Source organism: Roseisolibacter agri, from assembly GCF_030159095.1.
GTDB classification, from domain to species: domain Bacteria; phylum Gemmatimonadota; class Gemmatimonadetes; order Gemmatimonadales; family Gemmatimonadaceae; genus Roseisolibacter; species Roseisolibacter agri.
In genome coordinates this window covers 97,280-115,658 of sequence record NZ_BRXS01000006.1, presented here as the reverse complement: position 1 = coordinate 115,658, position 18,379 = coordinate 97,280, and the positions used below count along the sequence as shown (strand labels likewise).

The following is an 18,379-nucleotide window of genomic DNA, read 5'->3' as shown; positions in this document are numbered from 1 at the left end:
CATGCGCATTCTCTTCGTCTGCACGGGCAACACCTGCCGCAGCGCGATGGCCGAGGCGATCGCGCGCCGCGTCGTGGCGGAGCGCGCGCTGAGCGACGTCGCGGTGGGCAGCGCGGGGACGGGCGCCAACCCGTTCCCACCCGGCACGCCGATGCCGGAGTTCGGCGCGTCCGACGGCGCGATCCTCGTCTCGCTGGAGCACGGCATCGACCTCGCGGGCCACCGCGCGCGCCCGCTGACGCGCGACCTCGTCGACGAGGCGGACCTCGTGCTGGCGATGGGCGAGCGGCACCTCGCGCGCGTCGCGGAGCTGGGCGGCTCGTCCAAGGCGCACCTGCTGACCTCCTTCGCCAGCAACGGTGCGCTGGCCGAGGGGATCGAGGATCCCTTCGGGGGCGACCTGACGGCGTACCGCGTGACGTTCGAGCAGCTGGAGCGCGAGATCCGCGCGACGTTCGACCGCCTGGTGCCGACCGGCGCCGCGGGCGACGCGGGCTGACCGGCGCCGCCTCGCCCTTCGACCGCGTCGCCGCACACCGCGGTGCGTCCGCCGGATCCCACCGATCGCGCGCCGACGGGCGAGGTTGAGGCGTCGCTTCACCCGCCGCCGATGCCCGCCACGCTCGCACCGCCAAGCGCCGCCCAGCCCGACGTCCCGAGCGCGATCGGCCAGCTCGTCCTCCTCGGCCACCCGGTCGCGCACTCGCTCTCGCCGCGCTTCCAGAACGCGGCGCTGCGCGCGGCCGGCATCCCGCTGACCTACCGGGCCGCGGACGTCGCGCCCCACGCGCTGCCCGGCGTGCTCGACGCGCTGGTCGCAGCGCGCGCGGCGGGGAACGTGACGCTCCCGCACAAGGAGGCCGTGGCCGCACGCTGCGACCTGCGCACGCCGCTCGCGGCGCGCGTCGGCGCGGTGAACACCTACTGGTGCACGCTCGACGGCGCGCTCTGGGGCGACAACACCGACGTCGCGGGCGTCGATGCATCGGTGCGGCAGCTGTTCGGCGGGCGGGTGCCGGCCGGTCAGCGCGTCGCGCTGCTGGGCGCCGGCGGATCCGCGGCCGCGGTGCTCGCGGCGGCGGAGTCGTGGCCGGACGCGCGCGTACGCGTGTGGTCGCGCACCCGCGAGCGCGCCGACGCGCTGACGCAGCGCTTTCCCGCGGTCGCGCACGCGGTCGACGCGCTCGCCGATGCGCTCGACCGGGCGACGCTGGTGGTAAACGCGACGCCGCTGGGCATCCGCCCCGACGACGTGCTCCCCGCGCCGCCCGCCGCGCTCGGCACGGACGCCGCCGTGCTCGACCTCGTGTACCGCCCCGGCGAGACCCGGTGGGTGCACGCGGTGCGCGCGAGCGGGCGCCGCGCGATCGACGGACTGCCGATGCTCATCGCGCAGGGTGCGGCGTCGTTCGTCCGCTGGTTCGGCGTCGCGCCCGACACCGAGGCGATGTGGGCGGCCGTCGGAGGGCGCCCCGCGGGATCGTCCTGAGCGCGCCGGCCGCGCTCGCGGCCGCCGTCACGGACGCGTTCCTCGACCTGCTGCTGCCGCGCCATTGCGCGGCGTGCGGCCGCGCCGTCGAGCGTGGACGTGCGGAGCCCATCTGCGGCCGCTGCTGGGCCGCGCTGCCGCGCCTCGCCAATCCACAGTGCGAGCGCTGCGGGCATCCCACCCGCGTGCGCGACCTGCCCGCGGCCGCGCAGCCACGCCGCTGCCGCTGGTGCGACCTGCTGCCGCCGTACGTGCGCGCGGTGCGCTCGGTCTGCTGGGTGCCCGAGGGCGCGGGCGGCGCGCTCGTGCACGCGTGCAAGTACGAGGACTGGCCCGCCGTCGCGACCGGGATGGCGCGCCGCATGGCGGCGCTCGAGTGGCCGCGCGACGTGGGCGACGAGCGCGCGGCGCTGGTGCCCGTGCCGCTCGCGCGCGAGCGCGAGCGGGAGCGCGGCTTCAACCAGAGCACGCTCCTTGCGAACGCGCTCGCACCGGCGTGGTGCGTGCCCGTGTGGGACGACGTGCTGCGTCGCACGCGGTCCACCGCGGCGCAGGCGCGGTTGACACCGGCAGACCGTTTGCGCAACGTTGCCGGCGCCTTCGGGGTGGTGGAGTCGGCCCGTCCGAGGCTGCGCGGCACGCACGTCGTGCTGGTGGACGACGTGGTGACCACCGCGTGCACGCTCAACGCCTGCGCCGCCGCGCTCGTCGACGGCGGCGCGCGCATCGTCAGCTACGTGACCTTCGGCCGGGCACGGTCCTGAGCGGTCGCCCGTCCGGGGTGGCGCGCGCGGGGCCGCTCCGCATGTCCGGCCGTCCGCCTCGACAGGAGATCCACCGCGATGGCCATTCGCGTCGGCATCAACGGCTTCGGCCGCATCGGCCGCCAGGTCCTCCGCGCCGCCAAGCTCCAGGGCGTCGCCGACCTCGACTTCGTCGCCGTCAACGACCTCACGGACACCAAGACGCTCGCGCACCTGTTCAAGTACGACTCGGTGCACCGCACCTTCCAGGGCGACGTCGAGGCGGGCGAGGGGAGCATCACGATCGACGGCGACGAGGTGAAGATCTTCGCCGAGAAGGACCCGGGCAAGCTGCCCTGGAAGGACCTCGGCGTCGACATCGTGCTCGAGTCGACCGGCCGCTTCACCGACGCCGACAAGGCGGGCGCGCACATCCAGGCGGGCGCCAAGAAGGTCATCATCTCCGCGCCGGCCAAGGGCGAGGACCTGACGATCGTGATGGGCGTCAACAGCGACAAGTACGACGCCGCGAAGCACCACATCGTCTCGAACGCGTCGTGCACGACGAACTGCCTCGTGCCGATGGTGAAGGTCGTCAAGGACAGCTTCGGCTTCCGGCACGGCACGATGGTGACGATCCACTCGTACACCAACGACCAGTCGATCCTCGACCTGCCGCACAAGGACCTGCGCCGCGCGCGCGCGGCGGCGATGTCGATCATCCCGACCAGCACGGGCGCGGCCAAGGCCACGTCGCTCGTGTTGCCCGAGCTGAAGGGGAAGATCGACGGCATCGCGATCCGCGTCCCGACGCCCGACGTCTCGCTCACCGAGCTGGCCGTCGAGGTCGAGCGCGGCACGACGATCGCCGAGGTGAACGCGGCGTTCAAGGCGGCGGCGGAGAACGGCCCGCTGCAGGGGATCCTCGCGTACACCGAGGAGCCGCTCGTCTCGAGCGACTACATCGGCAACCCGCACTCGTGCATCCTCGACTCGCTCAGCACGAACGTCATCGACGGGACGATGGTGAAGGTCTCGGGCTGGTACGACAACGAGTGGGGCTACTCCTCGCGCTGCGTGGACCTGCTCCGCTTCATCGGCGCCCGCCTCTGAGCGCGATGCGGACGGGGCGCGCCGGGGTCTCCCCCGGCGCGCCCCGTCGGCGTTTGCGCCCCTTCCGACCACCCGCGTTGCCCCAGCCGCCCCGATGAACAAGAAGACCATCCGCGACCTGCGCGACGACGAGCTGCAGGGGAAGCGCGCGCTCGTCCGTGTCGACTTCAACGTCCCGCTCGAGAACGGGCAGGTGGGCGACGACACGCGCATCCGCGCCGCGCTTCCCACGATCCACGCGCTGCTGGAGCGCGGCGCGCGCGTGATCCTCATGTCGCACCTCGGCCGCCCGAAAGGCGCGCCGGACGACCGCTACTCGCTGTTCCCGGTCGCGACGCACCTCGCGCAGCTGCTGGAGGGGCCGAAGGTCACCTTCGTGCGCAGCACGGTGGGCGACTACGCGCGCCGCACGACCGAGGAGGCGGCACTAGGCGCCGTCGTGCTGCTCGAGAACACGCGCTTCCTCCCGGGCGAGGAGACGAACGACGACGCGCTGGCGCGCGAGATGGCGCAGCTGGGCGACGTCTACGTCAACGACGCGTTCGGAGCGGCGCACCGCGCGCACGCGTCCACGGAAGGCGTCGCGCGCCACCTGCGCCCCGCGGTCGCCGGCCTGCTGATGGAGAAGGAGCTCGCGTACCTCGGGCGCGCGCTGGCCGAGCCGAAGCGGCCGTTCGTCGCGATCCTCGGCGGCGCGAAGATCTCGGGGAAGCTCGACGTCATCAGCGCGCTCCTGCCGAAGGTCGATCACATGCTCATCGGCGGCGCGATGGGCAACACCTTCTTCCGCGCGATGGGGCTCGAGACGGGCAAGTCGCTCGTCGAGCCGGACCGCGTGGACCTCGCGCGCGAGCTGCTGGCGAGCGCCGGCGACAAGCTCGTGCTGCCGAGCGACGCGGAGGTCGCGACGGAGCTGAAGGAAGGAGCCCCGTCGCGCACCGTGGCGCGTGACGGCGTCGGCGCCGACGAGGCGATGTTCGACGTCGGCCCGCGCACGGTGGCCGAGTACGGGGCGCTGGTGCGCGGCGCGAAGACGGTGCTCTGGAACGGCCCGATGGGCGTCTTCGAGACGCCGCCGTTCGACCGCGGCACGCTGGGCGTCGCGCACGCGCTGGTGGACGCGACGCGCGCCGGCGCCACGACGATCGTCGGCGGCGGCGACTCGGCCGCCGCGATCGCGCAGGCGGGGCTGGAGGACCAGGTGACGCACGTCTCGACCGGCGGCGGCGCCTCGCTGGAGTTCCTGGAAGGGAAGGAGCTGCCCGGCGTGGCGGCACTGGACGACGCCTGAGGAGTCACTCGCGATGCTGAAGCCGATCTTCGCCGCCAACTGGAAGATGAACCACGGCCCGACGGAGGCGCGCGCGTTCCTGCGCGAGTTCCTCCAGCAGGTGCCGCGGTCGTCCGACCGCACGCTCGCCTTCTTCCCGCCGGCGCTCACGCTGCACGCGGTGCAGGAGCAGCTGCAGGACCGCCACGAGATCCTCGTCGGCGTGCAGAACGTCCACCACGAGGCCTCGGGCGCCTTCACGGGCGAGACGTCCGTCGGCATGGCCCGCGACGCGGGCGCCCGCCTCGTGCTCGTGGGCCACTCGGAGCGCCGGCACGTGTTCGGCGAAACCGACGAGCAGTCCGCCAAGAAGTGCGAGCTGGTCGTCCGCGCGGGGCTGATCCCGATGCTGTGCGTCGGGGAGAAGCTGGAGGAGCGCGAGGCCGGGCAGACCGAGGAGGTCGTGCTCCGCCAGCTGGAGGCCGGGCTCTCGCTGCTCGACGCGCACCACGCGGGGAACGCGCTGATCGCCTACGAGCCGGTGTGGGCCATCGGCACGGGGCGCACCGCGACGCCGCAGGACGCGTCGACCGTGCACGGCGCCATCCGGCGCTGGCTGCGCGAACGCGTCGGCGACCGCGCGCTGACGATGCCCATCCTGTACGGCGGCAGCGTCAATCGCGGGAACGCGAAGCTCCTCCTGCAGGCGCCCGACATCGACGGGCTGCTGGTGGGTGGCGCGAGCCTCGACGCGGGGAACTGGGCGGCGATCGTCACGGAGTAGACGGGGAGCTGCGGGTGGGCGGCGCCCTTGACCCCGGCGCCTAACTCCTGTGATATTCGGAGCTTGCGTGCGCCAGTGCGTCCACGGCGCGCCGCCTCCCGCCCTCTCCTCGCCCGCCGCGCGATGTACACGTTCCTCTTCGTCCTGCTGATCCTCGACGCGCTCGTCCTCATCGCCGCGATCCTGCTGCAGTCGGGCAAGGGCGGCGGGCTCGCGGCGAGCTTCGGCGGCGCCTCGTCGGCGGCCGAGTCGGTGATCGGGAGCCGGCAGGCGGGCAACCTGCTCACGAAGACGAGCTGGTGGGCCGGCGGGATCTTCGTCGGGCTCGCGTTCATCCTGCAGCTGGCCGGCTCGCGCGGCCGCACGCCGGAGTCGGTGCTCGACCGCTCGTTCGGCACCGCGCCCGCCACGCAGGCGGCGCCCGCCTCGCCCAACGCGCCCGCCGGCGCCGCTCCGGCGGTCCCGCTGACGCCCGCCGGCCAGCAGCCGGCCACTGGCACCAAGGCGCCCGCCGCCCCGACGACGCCGGCGCCCCGTCCGTGATCGGTTCCGCGGCGCGGTCCACGCCCGGACCGCGCCTCGTTCTCCGCTCGCAACCCGCCCGCCCGTGCAGAAGACTCCAGGGTTCCTCCTCCTCGAGGACGGGACCCTTTTTCGCGGCCAGCTGATCGGCCAGTCGGCGCTCTCCGTGGCCGAGGTCGTCTTCACGACCAACATGACGGGGTACCAGGAGGTCTTCACCGACCCCTCGTACCGCGGCCAGGTGGTGGTCATGACCGCGCCCATGATCGGGAACTACGGCGTGAACGCCGAGGATCCGGAGTCGGCGCAGCCGCAGATCGCGGGCGTCGTGATGCGCGAGCTGTCGCCCGTCCACTCGAACTGGCGCGCCAGCGGCGACCTCGCGAGCTGGCTCGGCGCCGCGGGCGTGCCGATCCTCACCGAGGTCGACACGCGGCGCCTGACGCGCCACCTGCGCACCGTGGGCGTGATGCGCGGCGCCATCGCCGCCGGCGACGAGCCGTCGGCCGAGGTGCTGGCGGCGCTCGACGCCTGCCCATCGATGGAGGGGCTGGACCTCGCCACGCGCGTCAGCACGAAGCAGCCGTACGTCTGGGGCAACCCGCAGGCGCCGCAGCACATCGTGGCGTACGACTTCGGCATCAAGCGCAACATCCTGCGCCTGTTCGAGGAGCAGGGGTGCCGGATCACGGTCGTCCCGTCGGATACGCCGGCGGAGGACGTCCTGGCGTACCAGCCGGACGGGGTGTTCCTGTCGAACGGCCCGGGCGACCCCGAGGCCGTCGAGTACGCGCCGGCCAACATCCGGGCGATCGCGGACGCCGAGGTGCCGATGTTCGGCATCTGCCTGGGCCATCAGCTGCTCGGGCTTACCTTCGGTGGCCGGACGCTGAAGATGCCCTACGGCCACCGGGGCGGGAACCATCCGGTGCAGGAGCTGGCGACGGGCCACGTCATCATCACGTCGCAGAACCACGGCTTCGCCGTGGCGGGCTCGGCCGAGGGCGTCGAGGGAGCGCCGGCGCTGGAGGTCACGCACGTGAACCTGAACGACGGGTCGGTGGAGGGGCTGGCGCACCGCGAGCTGCCCATCTTCGGCGTCCAGTACCACCCCGAGGCGGCGCCCGGTCCGCACGACGCGCGCCCGCTCTTCGACCGCTTCCTGGCCACCGTCCGGGCCCGCGCGGCAAGCGGGCAGAAGTGAGCCAAGCGGTTGACACACAATGAGTAAGCTCCTAATATCGGGGTCGGAGCGTGTGCGGGCTCGGGCCGGCGCGCGGCAGGTTCGTCTGACTTCGAGAGCACCCTGATGACCAAAGCTGACCTGGTCGAGCGCGTGACCGCGTCCATTGCCCGCACGGCCGGGCCGACCATCTCGAAGAAGGATTGCGCGCGGGTCGTCGACGCATTCCTCGAGTCGATCAAGGACGCGCTGCACGAGCAGCGCAACATCGAGGTCCGCGGGTTCGGCACCTTCAAGATCCGGCAGCGCAAGACGCGGATGGCGCGCAACCCGCGCACGGGATCCCCGGTGGAGGTGTCCGCCCGTCCGGTCCCGGTGTTCAAGCCCTCGAAGGAGCTGCGGGCGCTGGTGGCGGGGATCGACATCAGCGAGCTGCACGACAGCGACCTGCACGACTACGAGCACGAAGGCGCCGAGTGAGCGCGCAGTGAGCGTCCGGTGTGTCGCTCGAACTGCTGAAACGCACGGATCACGACGTACGGCCCCGCGCACCCGCGCGGGGCCGTGTCGCATTCCCGACCCGCGATTATGTTGCGCGCATGCGCGTAAGTGTGCTGCTCTTCGCCTCTTATGCCGACGCACTCGGACCGGGCCCGCTGCCGCTGGAGCTGCCCGCCGGCGCGACGGCCGCCGACGTCGTGACCGCGCTGCGCGCGCGCCCCGGCGCCGTCGCGCTGCCGCCCGCGCCCATGCTCGCGGTGAACGCGCGCTGGGCCGCGCCGGCCACCGCGCTCGCCGACGGCGACGAGGTCGCGCTGCTGCCGCCGGTCGCGGGCGGATGACGCTGGTGTCACGCGTCGCGGTGAGTGCGGCCGTCAGCGGGCGCCTCGTGCGCACGCCGATCTCTGGCGCCGCGCTGCTGGACGCCGTCGCGCACGAGACGGCCGGCGCGCAGACGGCCTTCCTCGGCGCGGTACGCGACCACAACGCCGGGCGCGCGGTGACGGGCATCGACTACGCGGCGTACGAGCCCATGGCGGACGCCGAGCTCGCCGCGATCGCCGCGGAGGCCGCGGAGCGGTGGCCCGGCGTGCGCATCGCCATCGAGCATCGCATCGGCACGCTCGCGGTCGGCGAGATCAGCGTCGGCATCGCGGTCGCGCATGCGCATCGCGCGCCCGCGTTCGACGCCTGCCGCTTCGCCATCGAGGCCATCAAGGCGCGCGTGCCGATCTGGAAGCGCGAGCACTACGTCGACGGCACGCGCGCCTGGGTGGACGCGTCGACCGCGGGCGCCGCCGGCGCGCCGACGACCGGAGCCACGCCGTGATCGCCGCCGCCGCGGCCGCGGACGTCGAGCGCGCGCTGCGCGACCAGCATGGCCGGCGCATCGAGTACCTGCGCGTCTCGGTCACGGACCGGTGCAACTTCCGCTGCGTCTACTGCATGCCGCTGGCGGGGCTGCCGTGGCTGCCGCGCGAGACGCTGCTCACCGACGACGAGATCGTGCAGGTGGTGCGCGAGCTGGCTCCGCTCGGCCTGCGGCGCGTGCGACTCACGGGCGGCGAGCCGACGCTGCGCCCCGGGCTCGTCGACCTCGTGGCGCGGCTGCGCGAGGTCGCGGCGATCGAGGATCTCTCGCTGTCGACCAACGGGACGCGGCTGGCGCCGATCGCCGACGACCTGCGGCGCGCGGGGCTCGACCGCGTGAACGTGAGCGTCGACTCGCTGCGCCCGGAGCGCATCGCCGAGCTGGCGCGCCGCCGCGAGCCGTTCGACCCGATCGCCGCGCTCGAGGCCGCGCAGGCGGCGGGGCTCGCGCCCATCAAGATCAACGTCGTCGTCATCGCTGGGCGCAACGACGACGAGCTGGAGATGCTCGCCGCGCTCACGCTCGACCGCCCGTGGCACGTGCGATTCATCGAGCTGATGCCGGTCGGCGAGCTGGCGGAGATGGAGGCGGCGACGGGGCGCGATCCCCTCGCGCTCGTGGTGCCCTCCGACGACGTGCTCGCGCGCCTGTCGGCGATGGGCCGCACGCTCGGCCGGCCGCTGCAGGCGGGCGGGGCCCCGGCGCGCGGGAACGGACCGGCGGCGTATCACCGTTTCGCGGGGGCGGCCGGCAGCGTCGGCGTCATCACGCCGATGACGCACACCTACTGCGGCTCGTGCAACCGCGTGCGGCTCACCGCCGACGGCCGGCTGCGCACGTGCCTGTACGGCGACCACGAGGTCGGGCTGCGCGACGCGCTGCGCGCGGGGCGGCCGCTCGGACCCCTGGTGCACGAGGCGCTGGCGGGGAAGCCGCTCGAGCACGCGCTGCTGACGCGGCGCATCGGCGGGCTGCGCGCGCTCTCGGAAGTCGGCGGCTGATCCGCGCGTCGTCCACGCCGCGACGCGCAAGCTCGTCCGTTGCCGCATGTGGACGGCCCCGATAGCTTTCCGGCGCTGTCCCCCAAAAAACCTCAGCAACCCGGCCACATGGTCAACAAGATCACGGTGGTGGGCGCCGGGAACGTCGGCGCCACGACCGCGCAGCGCATCGCGGAGAAGGAGCTCGCCCGCACCGTCGTGATGGTCGACGTCGCGGAAGGCATTCCGCAGGGGAAGGGCCTCGACCAGTGGCAGTCGGCGCCGATCGAAGGGTTCGACTCGCGCGTCATCGGCTCGAACGGCTACGACGAGACGGCGGGCTCGGACATCGTCGTGATCACGGCGGGCATCGCGCGCAAGCCGGGCATGTCGCGCGACGACCTGCTGAACACGAACGCCGGCATCGTCAAGCAGGTCAGCGAGCAGATCAAGGCGACGTCGCCGAACGCGATCGTCATCGTCGTGTCGAACCCGCTCGACGTGATGTGCTACGTCGCGAAGGAAGTCACGGGCTTCCCGCGCGAGCGCGTGATCGGCATGGCGGGCGTCCTCGACACGGCGCGCTATCGCGGCTTCCTCGCCGAGGCGATGGACGTCTCGGTGCGCGACATCCAGGCGATGGTGCTGGGCGGCCACGGCGACACGATGGTCCCGCTCATCAGCTACACGAGCGTCAGCGGGATCCCGGTCACGCAGCTGCTCGCGAAGGACAAGCTCGACGCGATCGTCGACCGCACGCGCAACGGCGGCGCCGAGATCGTGAAGCACCTCAAGACGGGCTCCGCGTACTACGCGCCGTCGGCCGGCGCGGTGCAGATGGTCGAGGCGATCGTCAACGACCAGCGCCGCATCCTCCCGTGCGCCGCGTGGCTGGAAGGCGAGTACGGGATGTCGGGCCTCTACCTCGGCGTGCCGTGCAAGCTGGGCAGGGGTGGGCTGCTGCAGGTGGTGGAGGTCGAGCTGACGGACGCCGAGCGCGCGGCGCTCGAGCAGAGCGCGCAGGCGGTGCGCGACCCGATGGCCGCGATCAAGCTCTGAGTTCTCCGACGCCGCGGGGGCACATGCGCCCGCGGCGTTTCCTTTCTCCGCACCGAGAGATGCAGCTGGTTCGCAACTTCTGGCAGTCGCAGATCGGGAAGAAGGTGGTCATGGCGATCACCGGCCTGATCGGCGTCGGCTTCGTGCTCGGCCACATGGTCGGCAACCTGCAGATGTTCCAGTCGGCCGCGAAGATGAACGCCTACGGGTACTTCCTGAAGCACACCGTGGGTGGTGCGCTGTGGGCGGTGCGCGGGGTGCTCCTCGCGTCGGTGATCCTGCACGTCGTCGCGGCGGTGCAGCTGACGCGGCAGAAGCAGGCCGCGCGGCCGCAGGGCTACGCGAAGCTGGAGCCGCAGATCTCGACGTTCGCGTCGCGCACGATCCGCTGGGGCGGCTTCCTGCTGCTCGCGTTCATCGTGTTCCACATCCTGCAGTTCACGACGCTCTCGCTGTTCGCGGACTACAGCAAGACGGACGTGTACAACAACGTCGTGAAGGCGTTCACGGTGCCGTGGATCGTGGGCTTCTACGTGCTGTCGATGGGGGCGCTCGCGCTGCACCTGTTCCACGGCGCGTGGAGCTCGTTCCGCACGCTGGGGCTCAACCGTCCGTCGGCGCGGCCGACGCAGCGCGCGGTCGCGACGCTCGTCGCCGCGATCATCACGCTGGGCTTCACCGCCGTGCCGCTCGGCGTCTTCCTGGGCGCGGTGAAGGCCGCGCCGCCCGAGGCGGGCGTGCCCGCCGAGGCCATCGAGGCGGCCGCCGCGCCGGCGCCGGCCCAGCCGTCCACGCTCGCGGGGCACTGAGACCGTCATGGAGCTGAACTCGAAGATTCCCGCGGGCCCGATCGCGGAGAAGTGGGACAAGCACAAGTTCAACCTCAAGCTGGTCAATCCGGCGAACAAGCGGAAATACGAGGTCATCGTCGTCGGCGCGGGCCTGGCCGGCGCGTCGGCCGCCGCGACGCTGTCGGAGCTCGGCTACCGGGTGAAGTGCTTCGTCTACCACGACTCGCCGCGCCGCGCGCACTCGATCGCGGCGCAGGGCGGCATCAACGCGGCGAAGAACTACCAGAACGACGGCGACTCGGTCCACCGCCTCTTCTACGACACGGTGAAGGGCGGCGACTTCCGCGCCCGTGAGGCGAACGTGCACCGCCTGGCGCAGGTCTCGGTGAACATCATCGACCAGTGCGTCGCGCAGGGCGTCCCGTTCGCGCGCGAGTACGGCGGGCTGCTCGCCAACCGCTCGTTCGGCGGCGCGCAGGTCAGCCGCACCTTCTACGCGCGCGGCCAGACCGGCCAGCAGCTGCTCCTCGGCGCCTACCAGGCGCTGGAGAAGGAGATCGCGAAGGGCGGCGTGAAGATGTACACCTACCACGAGATGCTCGACCTCGTGACGGTGGACGGCGTGGCGCGCGGCATCGTCGTGCGCGACATGAACACGGGCGAGATCAGCACGCACGCGGCGCACGCCGTCGTGCTGGCGACGGGCGGCTACGGCAACGTCTTCTACCTGTCGACGAACGCCAAGCACTCGAACGCCACGGCCATCTGGCGCGCGCACAAGCGCGGCGCGGCGTTCGCCAACGCCTGCTACACGCAGATTCACCCGACGTGCATCCCCGTCAGCGGCGACCACCAGTCGAAGCTGACGCTGATGTCGGAGTCGCTGCGCAACGACGGCCGCGTGTGGGTGCCCAAGAAGGCCGGCGACAAGCGGCCGCCGGCGCAGATCCCCGAGGACGAGCGCGACTACTACCTCGAGCGCCGCTACCCGAGCTTCGGCAACCTCGCGCCGCGCGACATCTCCAGCCGCTCGGCCAAGTACGTGTGCGACGAGGGGCGCGGCGTCGGCGAGACCGGCCTCGGCGTGTACCTCGACTTCTCGGACGCGATCAAGCGCCTGGGCAAGCAGGCCATCGCGGAGCGCTACGGCAACCTGTTCGAGATGTACCAGCGCATCACGGACGAGAATCCGTACGAGGTCCCGATGCGCATCTACCCGGCCGTGCACTACACGATGGGCGGCCTCTGGGTGGACTACAACCTGATGAGCACCGTGCCGGGCCTCTACGTGCTCGGCGAGGCGAACTTCTCCGACCACGGCGCGAACCGCCTCGGCGCGTCGGCGCTCATGCAGGGCCTCGCGGACGGCTACTTCGTGCTCCCGTACACGATCGGCGACTATCTCTCGACGCTGAAGCCGACGCCGGTCGACACGTCGGCGCCGGAGTTCAAGTCGGTCGAGGCGGAGACGCGGCAGCGCGTCTCGCAGCTGCTCGGGATCAAGGGGAAGCGCACGCCGACGGCGATCCACCGGCAGCTCGGCAAGATCATGTGGGACAAGTGCGGCATGGCCCGCACGCGCGAGGGGCTCACCGAGGCGATCGGCGAGATCGCCGCGCTGCGCGAGGAGTTCTGGCAGAACGTGAACGTCGTGGGCGAGGCGGGCACCATCAACCAGCAGCTCGAGATCGCGGCGCGCGTCGCGGACTTCCTGGAGCTGGGCGAGCTGATGTGCCGCGACGCGCTGCACCGCGAGGAGAGCTGCGGCGGCCACTTCCGCGAGGAGTATCAGACGCCGGACGGCGAGGCGCTCCGCAACGACGACGAGTTCGCGTACGTCGCCGCCTGGGAGTACACGGGCGACGTGAGCGCGCCGCGCCTGCACAAGGAGCCCCTCGTGTTCGAGAACGTGCCGCTCGCCACCCGCAGCTACAAGTGACGATGAAGATCACCCTGCACGTCTGGCGACAGGCCGGTCCGAAGGCCGCGGGCAAGCTGGAGACCTACCAGCTCGGCCACGTGTCGCCCGACATGTCGTTCCTCGAGATGTTCGACGTCCTCAACGAGCAGCTCGTCGAGGAAGGGAAGGAGCCCGTCGCGTTCAGCCACGACTGCCGCGAGGGGATCTGCGGCTCGTGCGCGATGATGATCAACGGCGCCGCGCACGGCCCCATGAAGGGGACGGCGACCTGCCAGCTGCACATGCGCAGCTTCAAGGACGGCGACGAGATCTGGGTCGAGCCGTGGCGCGCCCGCGCCTTCCCGATCATGAAGGACCTCGTCGTCGACCGCTCGGCGCTCGACCGCATCATCCAGGCGGGCGGCTACGTGTCGGTCAACACGGGCGGCGCGCGCGACGCGAACGAGATCCTCGTCCCGAAGCCGGACGCCGACGCCGCGATGGACGCGGCGGCCTGCATCGGCTGCGGCGCGTGCGCGGCGGCGTGCCCCAACGCGTCGGCGTCGCTCTTCACCTCCGCGAAGGTGGCGCACCTCGGCCACCTGCCGCAGGGACAGCCGGAGCGCTTCCGCCGCGTGCTGGCGATGGTCGAGCAGATGGACCTCGAGGGCTTCGGGCACTGCACGCTGTACGGCGAGTGCCAGGAGGCCTGCCCGAAGGAGATCAGCATCGACACGATCTCGCGGATGAACCGCGACTACATCCGCGCCTCGCTCACCGCGGCGCCGAAGTCGGTGGAGTACGCGGGCTAGCACGCGCGATCGCGGCGGAGCGACGAGCGGGCCACGCATCCTCCGGTGCGTGGCCCGCTTGCTGCTGACCCTGGGTGCAGACCCCAACCAGGAGCGCACGCCACATGGCCACCCCTGACAAGGTGCCCGCCGAGGAGAATCTGGAGCAGGGCGGGCCGGAGCTGACGGCGCCGCAGTCGCGGAACCTCGACCGCGAGGTGCCCGTGGACCGCGCGGCGCGCGCGGACGGGACCGGCCTCGCGCCGCGCGCGGACCTCGATCGGTACGAGCAGGCGGAGACGGCGCTCGGCGGGGCGGACTCGGTGCAGAAGACGACGTGGGGCGTCGGCCACGGTACGGAACCGGACGGACGCGAGGAGTTCGCGCGCGTCGGCGTTCGGAAGGGCGAGGGGCCGGTCGTCGCCAACTCGTCGGCCGGCGGCGGGCTGAACCCGGTCGCCTGGATCGTGGGGCTGCTGGCCGCGCTGGCGGCGGTGCTCTACGGCGCGGGGATGTTCACGGGCTGAGCCCCGGCGGACGCACGCGCGGCAGGTGCTGACGACGGGCCCGCGCGTACACAGCCGGCGCGCGGCGCCGGGCGCGAGCGTTCGGGTTGAACTCCGGTTGCGCCGCGCGTTATCTTCTCTCCATCGCTCGTGAAAAATTTCACGAGCTTGGGCGGACAACGCGACAGACATGGTTCGGTCCTACTTCCCGCTCCTCCTGCTGTTCGGCTTCGTGGCCCTGAACGCCGTGCTGATCCTCGGGATCAGCGCCGTGACGCTCCGGCCGCGCCCGACCCCGATCAAGTCGCAGCCCTACGAGTCGGGCATGTCCCCGCTCGGCGACGCCCGGGAGCGCTTCAGCGTCAAGTTCTACCTGGTCGCGATGTTGTTCATCATCTTCGACATCGAGACCGTCTTCATGATCCCGTGGGGCGTCGCGTTCCGGCAGCTGTCCTGCGCGGTCGCGCTCACGCCCACCGGCTGCCCCGCCGGGCAGGTGTCGTTCTTCGGCCTCGGCGAGATGCTCGTCTTCATCGGCATCCTGCTCGTGGGCTTCGCCTACGTCTGGAAGAAGGGGGCGCTGCAATGGGACTGATCACCCGCCCCGACGGGACCGCGGCCGAGCGCCGCGACGACGGCCGGCAGGTCGTCTCGGTCGACCCCGTGACGCAGGAAGGGTGGGTCACCTCCCGCCTCGACTTCCTGGTCAACTGGGCGCGCGCCAACTCGATGTGGCCGATGCCCTTCGGGACCGCGTGCTGCGCCATCGAGTTCATGGCGACGGCCGCCAGCAAGTACGACCTGGCGCGCTTCGGCATGGAGCGCCTGAGCTTCTCGCCACGCCAGGCCGACGTGCTGCTGTGCGCCGGGCGCGTGCCGCTCAAGCTCGCGCCGGTGATCCGCCGCATCTACCAGCAGATGCCGCAGCCCAAGTGGGTGATCGCGATGGGCGCGTGCGCCAGCACGGGCGGCATGTTCGACAACTACGCGGTGGTGCAGGGAATCGACAACATCATCCCGGTCGACGTCTACGTGCCCGGCTGCCCGCCGCGGCCCGAGGCGCTGATGTACGGGATCATGATGCTGCAGAAGAAGGTCATGGGCGAGCGGCTCCGCGACGAGGCGCTGCGCCACGAGATGATCCCCGACCCCGAGTCCCAGCTCTACATCCCGCCGTCGGCCATCGACGAGCTGTCGGAGCCGTTCGGGAACTCGGTGCACCAGACGCGGTCCGGCCTGTGACCGCCTCGGGCGACGGCGCGCTCGCCCGACGTACGACCGGCACCACCCCCTCGCGACTTCCGTGACCCCGACGACGCCGATCCAGATCCCGGGGTCCGCGGCTCCGCACGACGCGCCCCGGACCCCGAAGCAGATCCCCCATCGTGGGGGCACGCCGAACCCCAGCGCCGCCGACCTGCAGGCGCAGTTCGGCGCGGCCGTGCTGCGCGTGGACGTCGTGTGGGGCGAGACGACCGTCGTCGTCGAGACCGCGCGCGTGCTCGACATCGTGCGCTGGCTGCACGACGACCCGTCGCAGCGCTACGACTACCTCGTCGACGTCACCGCGGTCGAGTTCCGCGACCTCGAGCAGCCGCTCGAGGTGGTCTGGCACCTCCGCTCGCTGCCGTACCGCCGCTTCCTCCGCCTCAAGGCGCTGCTGCCCAAGGGCGCGCCGCTGGAGGTGCCGAGCGTGTGGCCCGTGTACCACGGCGCGGATTGGCTGGAGCGCGAGTGCTTCGACATGTTCGGCATCCGCTTCGCCGGCCATCCCGACCTGCGCCGCATCCTGATGTGGGAGCAGTACAAGGAAGGCTTCCCGTTGCGGAAGGACTTCCCGCTGCGCGGCCGCTTCAGCCGCGCGGAGCAGCTGAAGCAGGCGCTCGCCGCGAATCCGGAGGCGCGCTACTCGATGGAGGAGCTGACGGTCGCCGAGGCGTTCGCCGAGCTGCCCGACGAGATGCGCCGACGCCTCGCCAGCGGCGAGGTGACCGGCGAGTAAGGAGCCCGATGCCCACCACCAAGCGAACCGTCGAAGTCGCCCTCTCCACGACCGGCCTCGGTCCCGACGGCCGGCCGCAGCGCGTGCCGCTCGTCGTGGACGACCGCGGGCAGGTCGTGCCGATGGAGGCGCCGCCCGGGCTGGAGCCCGACCTCGCGGGCGAGCACATGCTGATCAACATCGGCCCGCAGCACCCGGCGACCCACGGCGTGCTGCGCCTGGTGCTCGAGCTGGACGGCGAGACCGTCGTGCGCTGCATCCCGCACGTCGGCTACCTGCACTGCGGCTTCGAGAAGATCGGCGAGTACCGGCAGTACAACCAGATCATCCCCTGGACGGACCGCGAGGACTACCTCAACTCGCCGGGGAACAACGTCGCCTTCGCGCTCGGCGCGGAGCGGCTGTTCGGCATCGAGATCACGCCGCGCTGCACGGTGCTGCGCGTGATCACGATGGAGCTGTCGCGCATCATGTCGCACCTCGTCTGGATGGGCACGACGGCGGTGGACCTGGGCGCGTTCACGCCGTTCCTGTGGACGTTCCAGGAACGCGAGAACATCTACAACCTGCTCGAGGGCTGGGTCGGCGCGCGCCTCACGACGTCGCTGACGCGCGTCGGGGGCATGGCGGCCGACATCCCCGACGGGTGGATGGACGGGCTGCGCAAGTTCGTGAAGGGCTTCCCCAAGACGCTGGCCGAGGCGGACAAGATGCTGACCCGGAACGCGATTTGGGTCGGCCGCACGGTGGGCCTAGGCGTGATGACCGGCGACGAGGCGCTGAACTACGGCCTCTCGGGCCCGATGCTGCGCGCGTCCGGCGTCGCGTACGACGTGCGCAAGGACTTCCCGTACCTCGACTACGAGACGTACGACTTCGACGTCTGCGTGGGCACGCACGGCGACGTGTACGACCGCTACCTGGTCCGCATGGAGGAGATGCTGCAGAGCATCCGCATCCTGGAGCAGGCGATCGAGCGGCTGCCGGACGGCCCGATCAACGTCGAGGACCCGCGCATCATCCTCCCGCCCAAGCGCAAGGCGACGAGCGAGATGGAGAGCATGATCCATCACTTCAAGCTCGTGATGGAGGGCCCGCGGCCGCCGGTCGGTGAGTGCTACGTGCCGGTCGAGAGCCCGAAGGGCGAGAAGGGCTACTACATGGTGTCCGACGGCACCAGCAAGCCGGTGCGCTGGCGCATCCGCCCGCCGGCGTTCATCAACCTGTCGGCCATCCCGAAGATGGTCGAGGGGCACCTGCTCTCCGACGTGATCGTGGTCAACGCCAGCATCGACATCGTGATGGGCGAGGTGGACCGGTGACCTTCGGCCCCTCGACGCCCAAGCCGTCCCCCGACCAGCTGACGGCGCACGGCGCGGAACACGACCACGGCCCGTACGAGGCGGTGTTCACGGGCGCCGCGCGCGCGGAGCTCGACGAGCTGCTGACGCGCTACCCGAACAAGATGGCGGCGCTGCTGCCCGCGCTCTGGATCGTGCAGCGCGAGCGCGGCTGGGTGAGCGACGACGCGATGGCCGAGGTGGCCGACGTGCTGGCGCTGACGCCCGCCTACGTGAAGGGCGTGGTGACGTTCTACACGATGTACCACCAGCACCCGGTGGGGCGGTACTTCATCCAGGTGTGCACCACCACGCCGTGCCACGTGTGCGGGGCGGAGGGCGTCGTCGACGCCTTCCTGCAGCACACGGGCTGCGGCGAGCTCGGTGTCACCTCCGCCGACGGCCGCTTCACGGTGATCGAGGTCGAGTGCCTCGGCGCGTGCGGCTTCGCCACGCCGGTGATGATCAACGAGCAGTTCCTGGAGTCGGTGACGCCGGCGCGCGTCCCCGAGATCCTGGCCGCGCTGACCTGAC

The 18,379-nt window shown here is 71.8% G+C and carries 22 protein-coding genes; all 22 read left to right on the top strand.

Going from position 1 to position 18,379, the window contains the following annotated elements; translation table 11 throughout:
- The first annotated feature begins 1 nt into the window (after window position 1).
- Entirely contained in the window at window positions 2-499 is a 498-nt protein-coding gene (locus rosag_RS18875; protein WP_284351726.1) for a low molecular weight protein arginine phosphatase, read from the top strand.
- Between the two features lie 111 nt (window positions 500-610).
- Entirely contained in the window at window positions 611-1,489 is an 879-nt protein-coding gene (locus tag rosag_RS18870; protein WP_284351725.1) for a shikimate dehydrogenase family protein, read from the top strand.
- Window positions 1,450-2,253: a ComF family protein gene (locus rosag_RS18865; RefSeq protein ID WP_284351724.1), complete on the top strand. Its 804-nt coding sequence runs from the start codon at window positions 1,450-1,452 to the stop codon at window positions 2,251-2,253. Before rosag_RS18870 ends, rosag_RS18865 begins: the two co-directional genes overlap by 40 nt.
- A gap of 78 nt (window positions 2,254-2,331) precedes the next feature.
- Window positions 2,332-3,345: a type I glyceraldehyde-3-phosphate dehydrogenase gene (gene gap, locus rosag_RS18860; protein WP_284351723.1), complete on the top strand. Its 1,014-nt coding sequence runs from the start codon at window positions 2,332-2,334 to the stop codon at window positions 3,343-3,345.
- A 94-nt stretch (window positions 3,346-3,439) separates the two neighbouring features.
- Window positions 3,440-4,636: a phosphoglycerate kinase gene (locus rosag_RS18855; protein ID WP_284351722.1), complete on the top strand. Its 1,197-nt coding sequence runs from the start codon at window positions 3,440-3,442 to the stop codon at window positions 4,634-4,636.
- A gap of 13 nt (window positions 4,637-4,649) precedes the next feature.
- Window positions 4,650-5,399 (top strand): triose-phosphate isomerase, encoded by a 750-nt coding sequence (tpiA, locus tag rosag_RS18850; protein WP_284351721.1) that lies wholly within the window; start codon window positions 4,650-4,652, stop codon window positions 5,397-5,399.
- A 123-nt stretch (window positions 5,400-5,522) separates the two neighbouring features.
- A complete protein-coding gene (gene secG / locus rosag_RS18845; protein WP_284351720.1) occupies window positions 5,523-5,942 on the top strand; it encodes a preprotein translocase subunit SecG in 420 nt (139 codons plus the stop codon).
- Between the two features lie 64 nt (window positions 5,943-6,006).
- Window positions 6,007-7,125 (top strand): glutamine-hydrolyzing carbamoyl-phosphate synthase small subunit, encoded by a 1,119-nt coding sequence (carA, locus tag rosag_RS18840; RefSeq protein WP_284351719.1) that lies wholly within the window; start codon window positions 6,007-6,009, stop codon window positions 7,123-7,125.
- 105 nt (window positions 7,126-7,230) lie between these two features.
- On the top strand, window positions 7,231-7,584 hold the full coding sequence (locus rosag_RS18835; protein ID WP_284351718.1) for an HU family DNA-binding protein: 354 nt from the start codon (window positions 7,231-7,233) through the stop codon (window positions 7,582-7,584).
- Window positions 7,585-7,703: 119 nt separating this feature from the next.
- Window positions 7,704-7,946, top strand: a complete 243-nt coding sequence (locus tag rosag_RS18830; RefSeq protein WP_284351717.1) for a MoaD/ThiS family protein — start codon at window positions 7,704-7,706, stop codon at window positions 7,944-7,946.
- Between the two features lie 5 nt (window positions 7,947-7,951).
- Complete coding sequence (locus tag rosag_RS18825) at window positions 7,952-8,434, top strand: molybdenum cofactor biosynthesis protein MoaE (protein WP_284351716.1); 483 nt, start codon at window positions 7,952-7,954, stop codon at window positions 8,432-8,434.
- Entirely contained in the window at window positions 8,431-9,477 is a 1,047-nt protein-coding gene (moaA, locus tag rosag_RS18820) for a GTP 3',8-cyclase MoaA (protein WP_284351715.1), read from the top strand. The genes rosag_RS18825 and moaA overlap by 4 nt, the downstream gene beginning before the upstream one ends.
- A gap of 108 nt (window positions 9,478-9,585) precedes the next feature.
- Complete coding sequence (mdh, locus tag rosag_RS18815; RefSeq protein WP_284351714.1) at window positions 9,586-10,515, top strand: malate dehydrogenase; 930 nt, start codon at window positions 9,586-9,588, stop codon at window positions 10,513-10,515.
- Between the two features lie 59 nt (window positions 10,516-10,574).
- Window positions 10,575-11,324: a succinate dehydrogenase cytochrome b subunit gene (locus tag rosag_RS18810; protein ID WP_284351713.1), complete on the top strand. Its 750-nt coding sequence runs from the start codon at window positions 10,575-10,577 to the stop codon at window positions 11,322-11,324.
- A gap of 7 nt (window positions 11,325-11,331) precedes the next feature.
- Window positions 11,332-13,245, top strand: a complete 1,914-nt coding sequence (locus tag rosag_RS18805) for a fumarate reductase/succinate dehydrogenase flavoprotein subunit (protein WP_284351712.1) — start codon at window positions 11,332-11,334, stop codon at window positions 13,243-13,245.
- Window positions 13,246-13,247: 2 nt separating this feature from the next.
- Window positions 13,248-14,018, top strand: coding sequence for a succinate dehydrogenase/fumarate reductase iron-sulfur subunit (locus rosag_RS18800; RefSeq protein ID WP_284351711.1), 771 nt, complete (start codon window positions 13,248-13,250; stop codon window positions 14,016-14,018).
- Between the two features lie 104 nt (window positions 14,019-14,122).
- Window positions 14,123-14,524: a hypothetical protein gene (locus rosag_RS18795; RefSeq protein ID WP_284351710.1), complete on the top strand. Its 402-nt coding sequence runs from the start codon at window positions 14,123-14,125 to the stop codon at window positions 14,522-14,524.
- Between the two features lie 169 nt (window positions 14,525-14,693).
- On the top strand, window positions 14,694-15,098 hold the full coding sequence (locus rosag_RS18790; RefSeq protein ID WP_284351709.1) for an NADH-quinone oxidoreductase subunit A: 405 nt from the start codon (window positions 14,694-14,696) through the stop codon (window positions 15,096-15,098).
- On the top strand, window positions 15,089-15,745 hold the full coding sequence (locus tag rosag_RS18785) for an NADH-quinone oxidoreductase subunit B (RefSeq protein ID WP_345784855.1): 657 nt from the start codon (window positions 15,089-15,091) through the stop codon (window positions 15,743-15,745). The genes rosag_RS18790 and rosag_RS18785 overlap by 10 nt, the downstream gene beginning before the upstream one ends.
- A 61-nt stretch (window positions 15,746-15,806) precedes the next feature.
- A complete protein-coding gene (locus rosag_RS18780; RefSeq protein ID WP_284351708.1) occupies window positions 15,807-16,505 on the top strand; it encodes an NADH-quinone oxidoreductase subunit C in 699 nt (232 codons plus the stop codon).
- A gap of 8 nt (window positions 16,506-16,513) precedes the next feature.
- Window positions 16,514-17,827, top strand: coding sequence for an NADH dehydrogenase (quinone) subunit D (nuoD, locus tag rosag_RS18775; protein ID WP_284351707.1), 1,314 nt, complete (start codon window positions 16,514-16,516; stop codon window positions 17,825-17,827).
- Window positions 17,824-18,378: an NADH-quinone oxidoreductase subunit NuoE gene (nuoE, locus tag rosag_RS18770; RefSeq protein WP_284351706.1), complete on the top strand. Its 555-nt coding sequence runs from the start codon at window positions 17,824-17,826 to the stop codon at window positions 18,376-18,378. The genes nuoD and nuoE overlap by 4 nt, the downstream gene beginning before the upstream one ends.
- Window position 18,379 lies beyond the last annotated feature (1 nt).

What these genes read in the sequence shown, in the direction of transcription:
- rosag_RS18810 (WP_284351713.1), top strand. Translation starts at nt 10,575, where the DNA reads ATGCAGCTGGTTCGCAACTTCTGGCAGTCGCAGATCGGGAAGAAGGTG.
- nuoD (WP_284351707.1), top strand. Translation starts at nt 16,514, where the DNA reads ATGCCCACCACCAAGCGAACCGTCGAAGTCGCCCTCTCCACGACCGGC.
- rosag_RS18805 (WP_284351712.1), top strand. Translation starts at nt 11,332, where the DNA reads ATGGAGCTGAACTCGAAGATTCCCGCGGGCCCGATCGCGGAGAAGTGG.
- secG (WP_284351720.1), top strand. Translation starts at nt 5,523, where the DNA reads ATGTACACGTTCCTCTTCGTCCTGCTGATCCTCGACGCGCTCGTCCTC.
- tpiA (WP_284351721.1), top strand. Translation starts at nt 4,650, where the DNA reads ATGCTGAAGCCGATCTTCGCCGCCAACTGGAAGATGAACCACGGCCCG.
- mdh (WP_284351714.1), top strand. Translation starts at nt 9,586, where the DNA reads ATGGTCAACAAGATCACGGTGGTGGGCGCCGGGAACGTCGGCGCCACG.
- rosag_RS18790 (WP_284351709.1), top strand. Translation starts at nt 14,694, where the DNA reads ATGGTTCGGTCCTACTTCCCGCTCCTCCTGCTGTTCGGCTTCGTGGCC.
- rosag_RS18800 (WP_284351711.1), top strand. Translation starts at nt 13,248, where the DNA reads ATGAAGATCACCCTGCACGTCTGGCGACAGGCCGGTCCGAAGGCCGCG.
- rosag_RS18795 (WP_284351710.1), top strand. Translation starts at nt 14,123, where the DNA reads ATGGCCACCCCTGACAAGGTGCCCGCCGAGGAGAATCTGGAGCAGGGC.
- gap (WP_284351723.1), top strand. Translation starts at nt 2,332, where the DNA reads ATGGCCATTCGCGTCGGCATCAACGGCTTCGGCCGCATCGGCCGCCAG.
- rosag_RS18870 (WP_284351725.1), top strand. Translation starts at nt 611, where the DNA reads ATGCCCGCCACGCTCGCACCGCCAAGCGCCGCCCAGCCCGACGTCCCG.
- rosag_RS18830 (WP_284351717.1), top strand. Translation starts at nt 7,704, where the DNA reads ATGCGCGTAAGTGTGCTGCTCTTCGCCTCTTATGCCGACGCACTCGGA.
- rosag_RS18855 (WP_284351722.1), top strand. Translation starts at nt 3,440, where the DNA reads ATGAACAAGAAGACCATCCGCGACCTGCGCGACGACGAGCTGCAGGGG.
- rosag_RS18785 (WP_345784855.1), top strand. Translation starts at nt 15,089, where the DNA reads ATGGGACTGATCACCCGCCCCGACGGGACCGCGGCCGAGCGCCGCGAC.
- rosag_RS18835 (WP_284351718.1), top strand. Translation starts at nt 7,231, where the DNA reads ATGACCAAAGCTGACCTGGTCGAGCGCGTGACCGCGTCCATTGCCCGC.
- rosag_RS18875 (WP_284351726.1), top strand. Translation starts at nt 2, where the DNA reads ATGCGCATTCTCTTCGTCTGCACGGGCAACACCTGCCGCAGCGCGATG.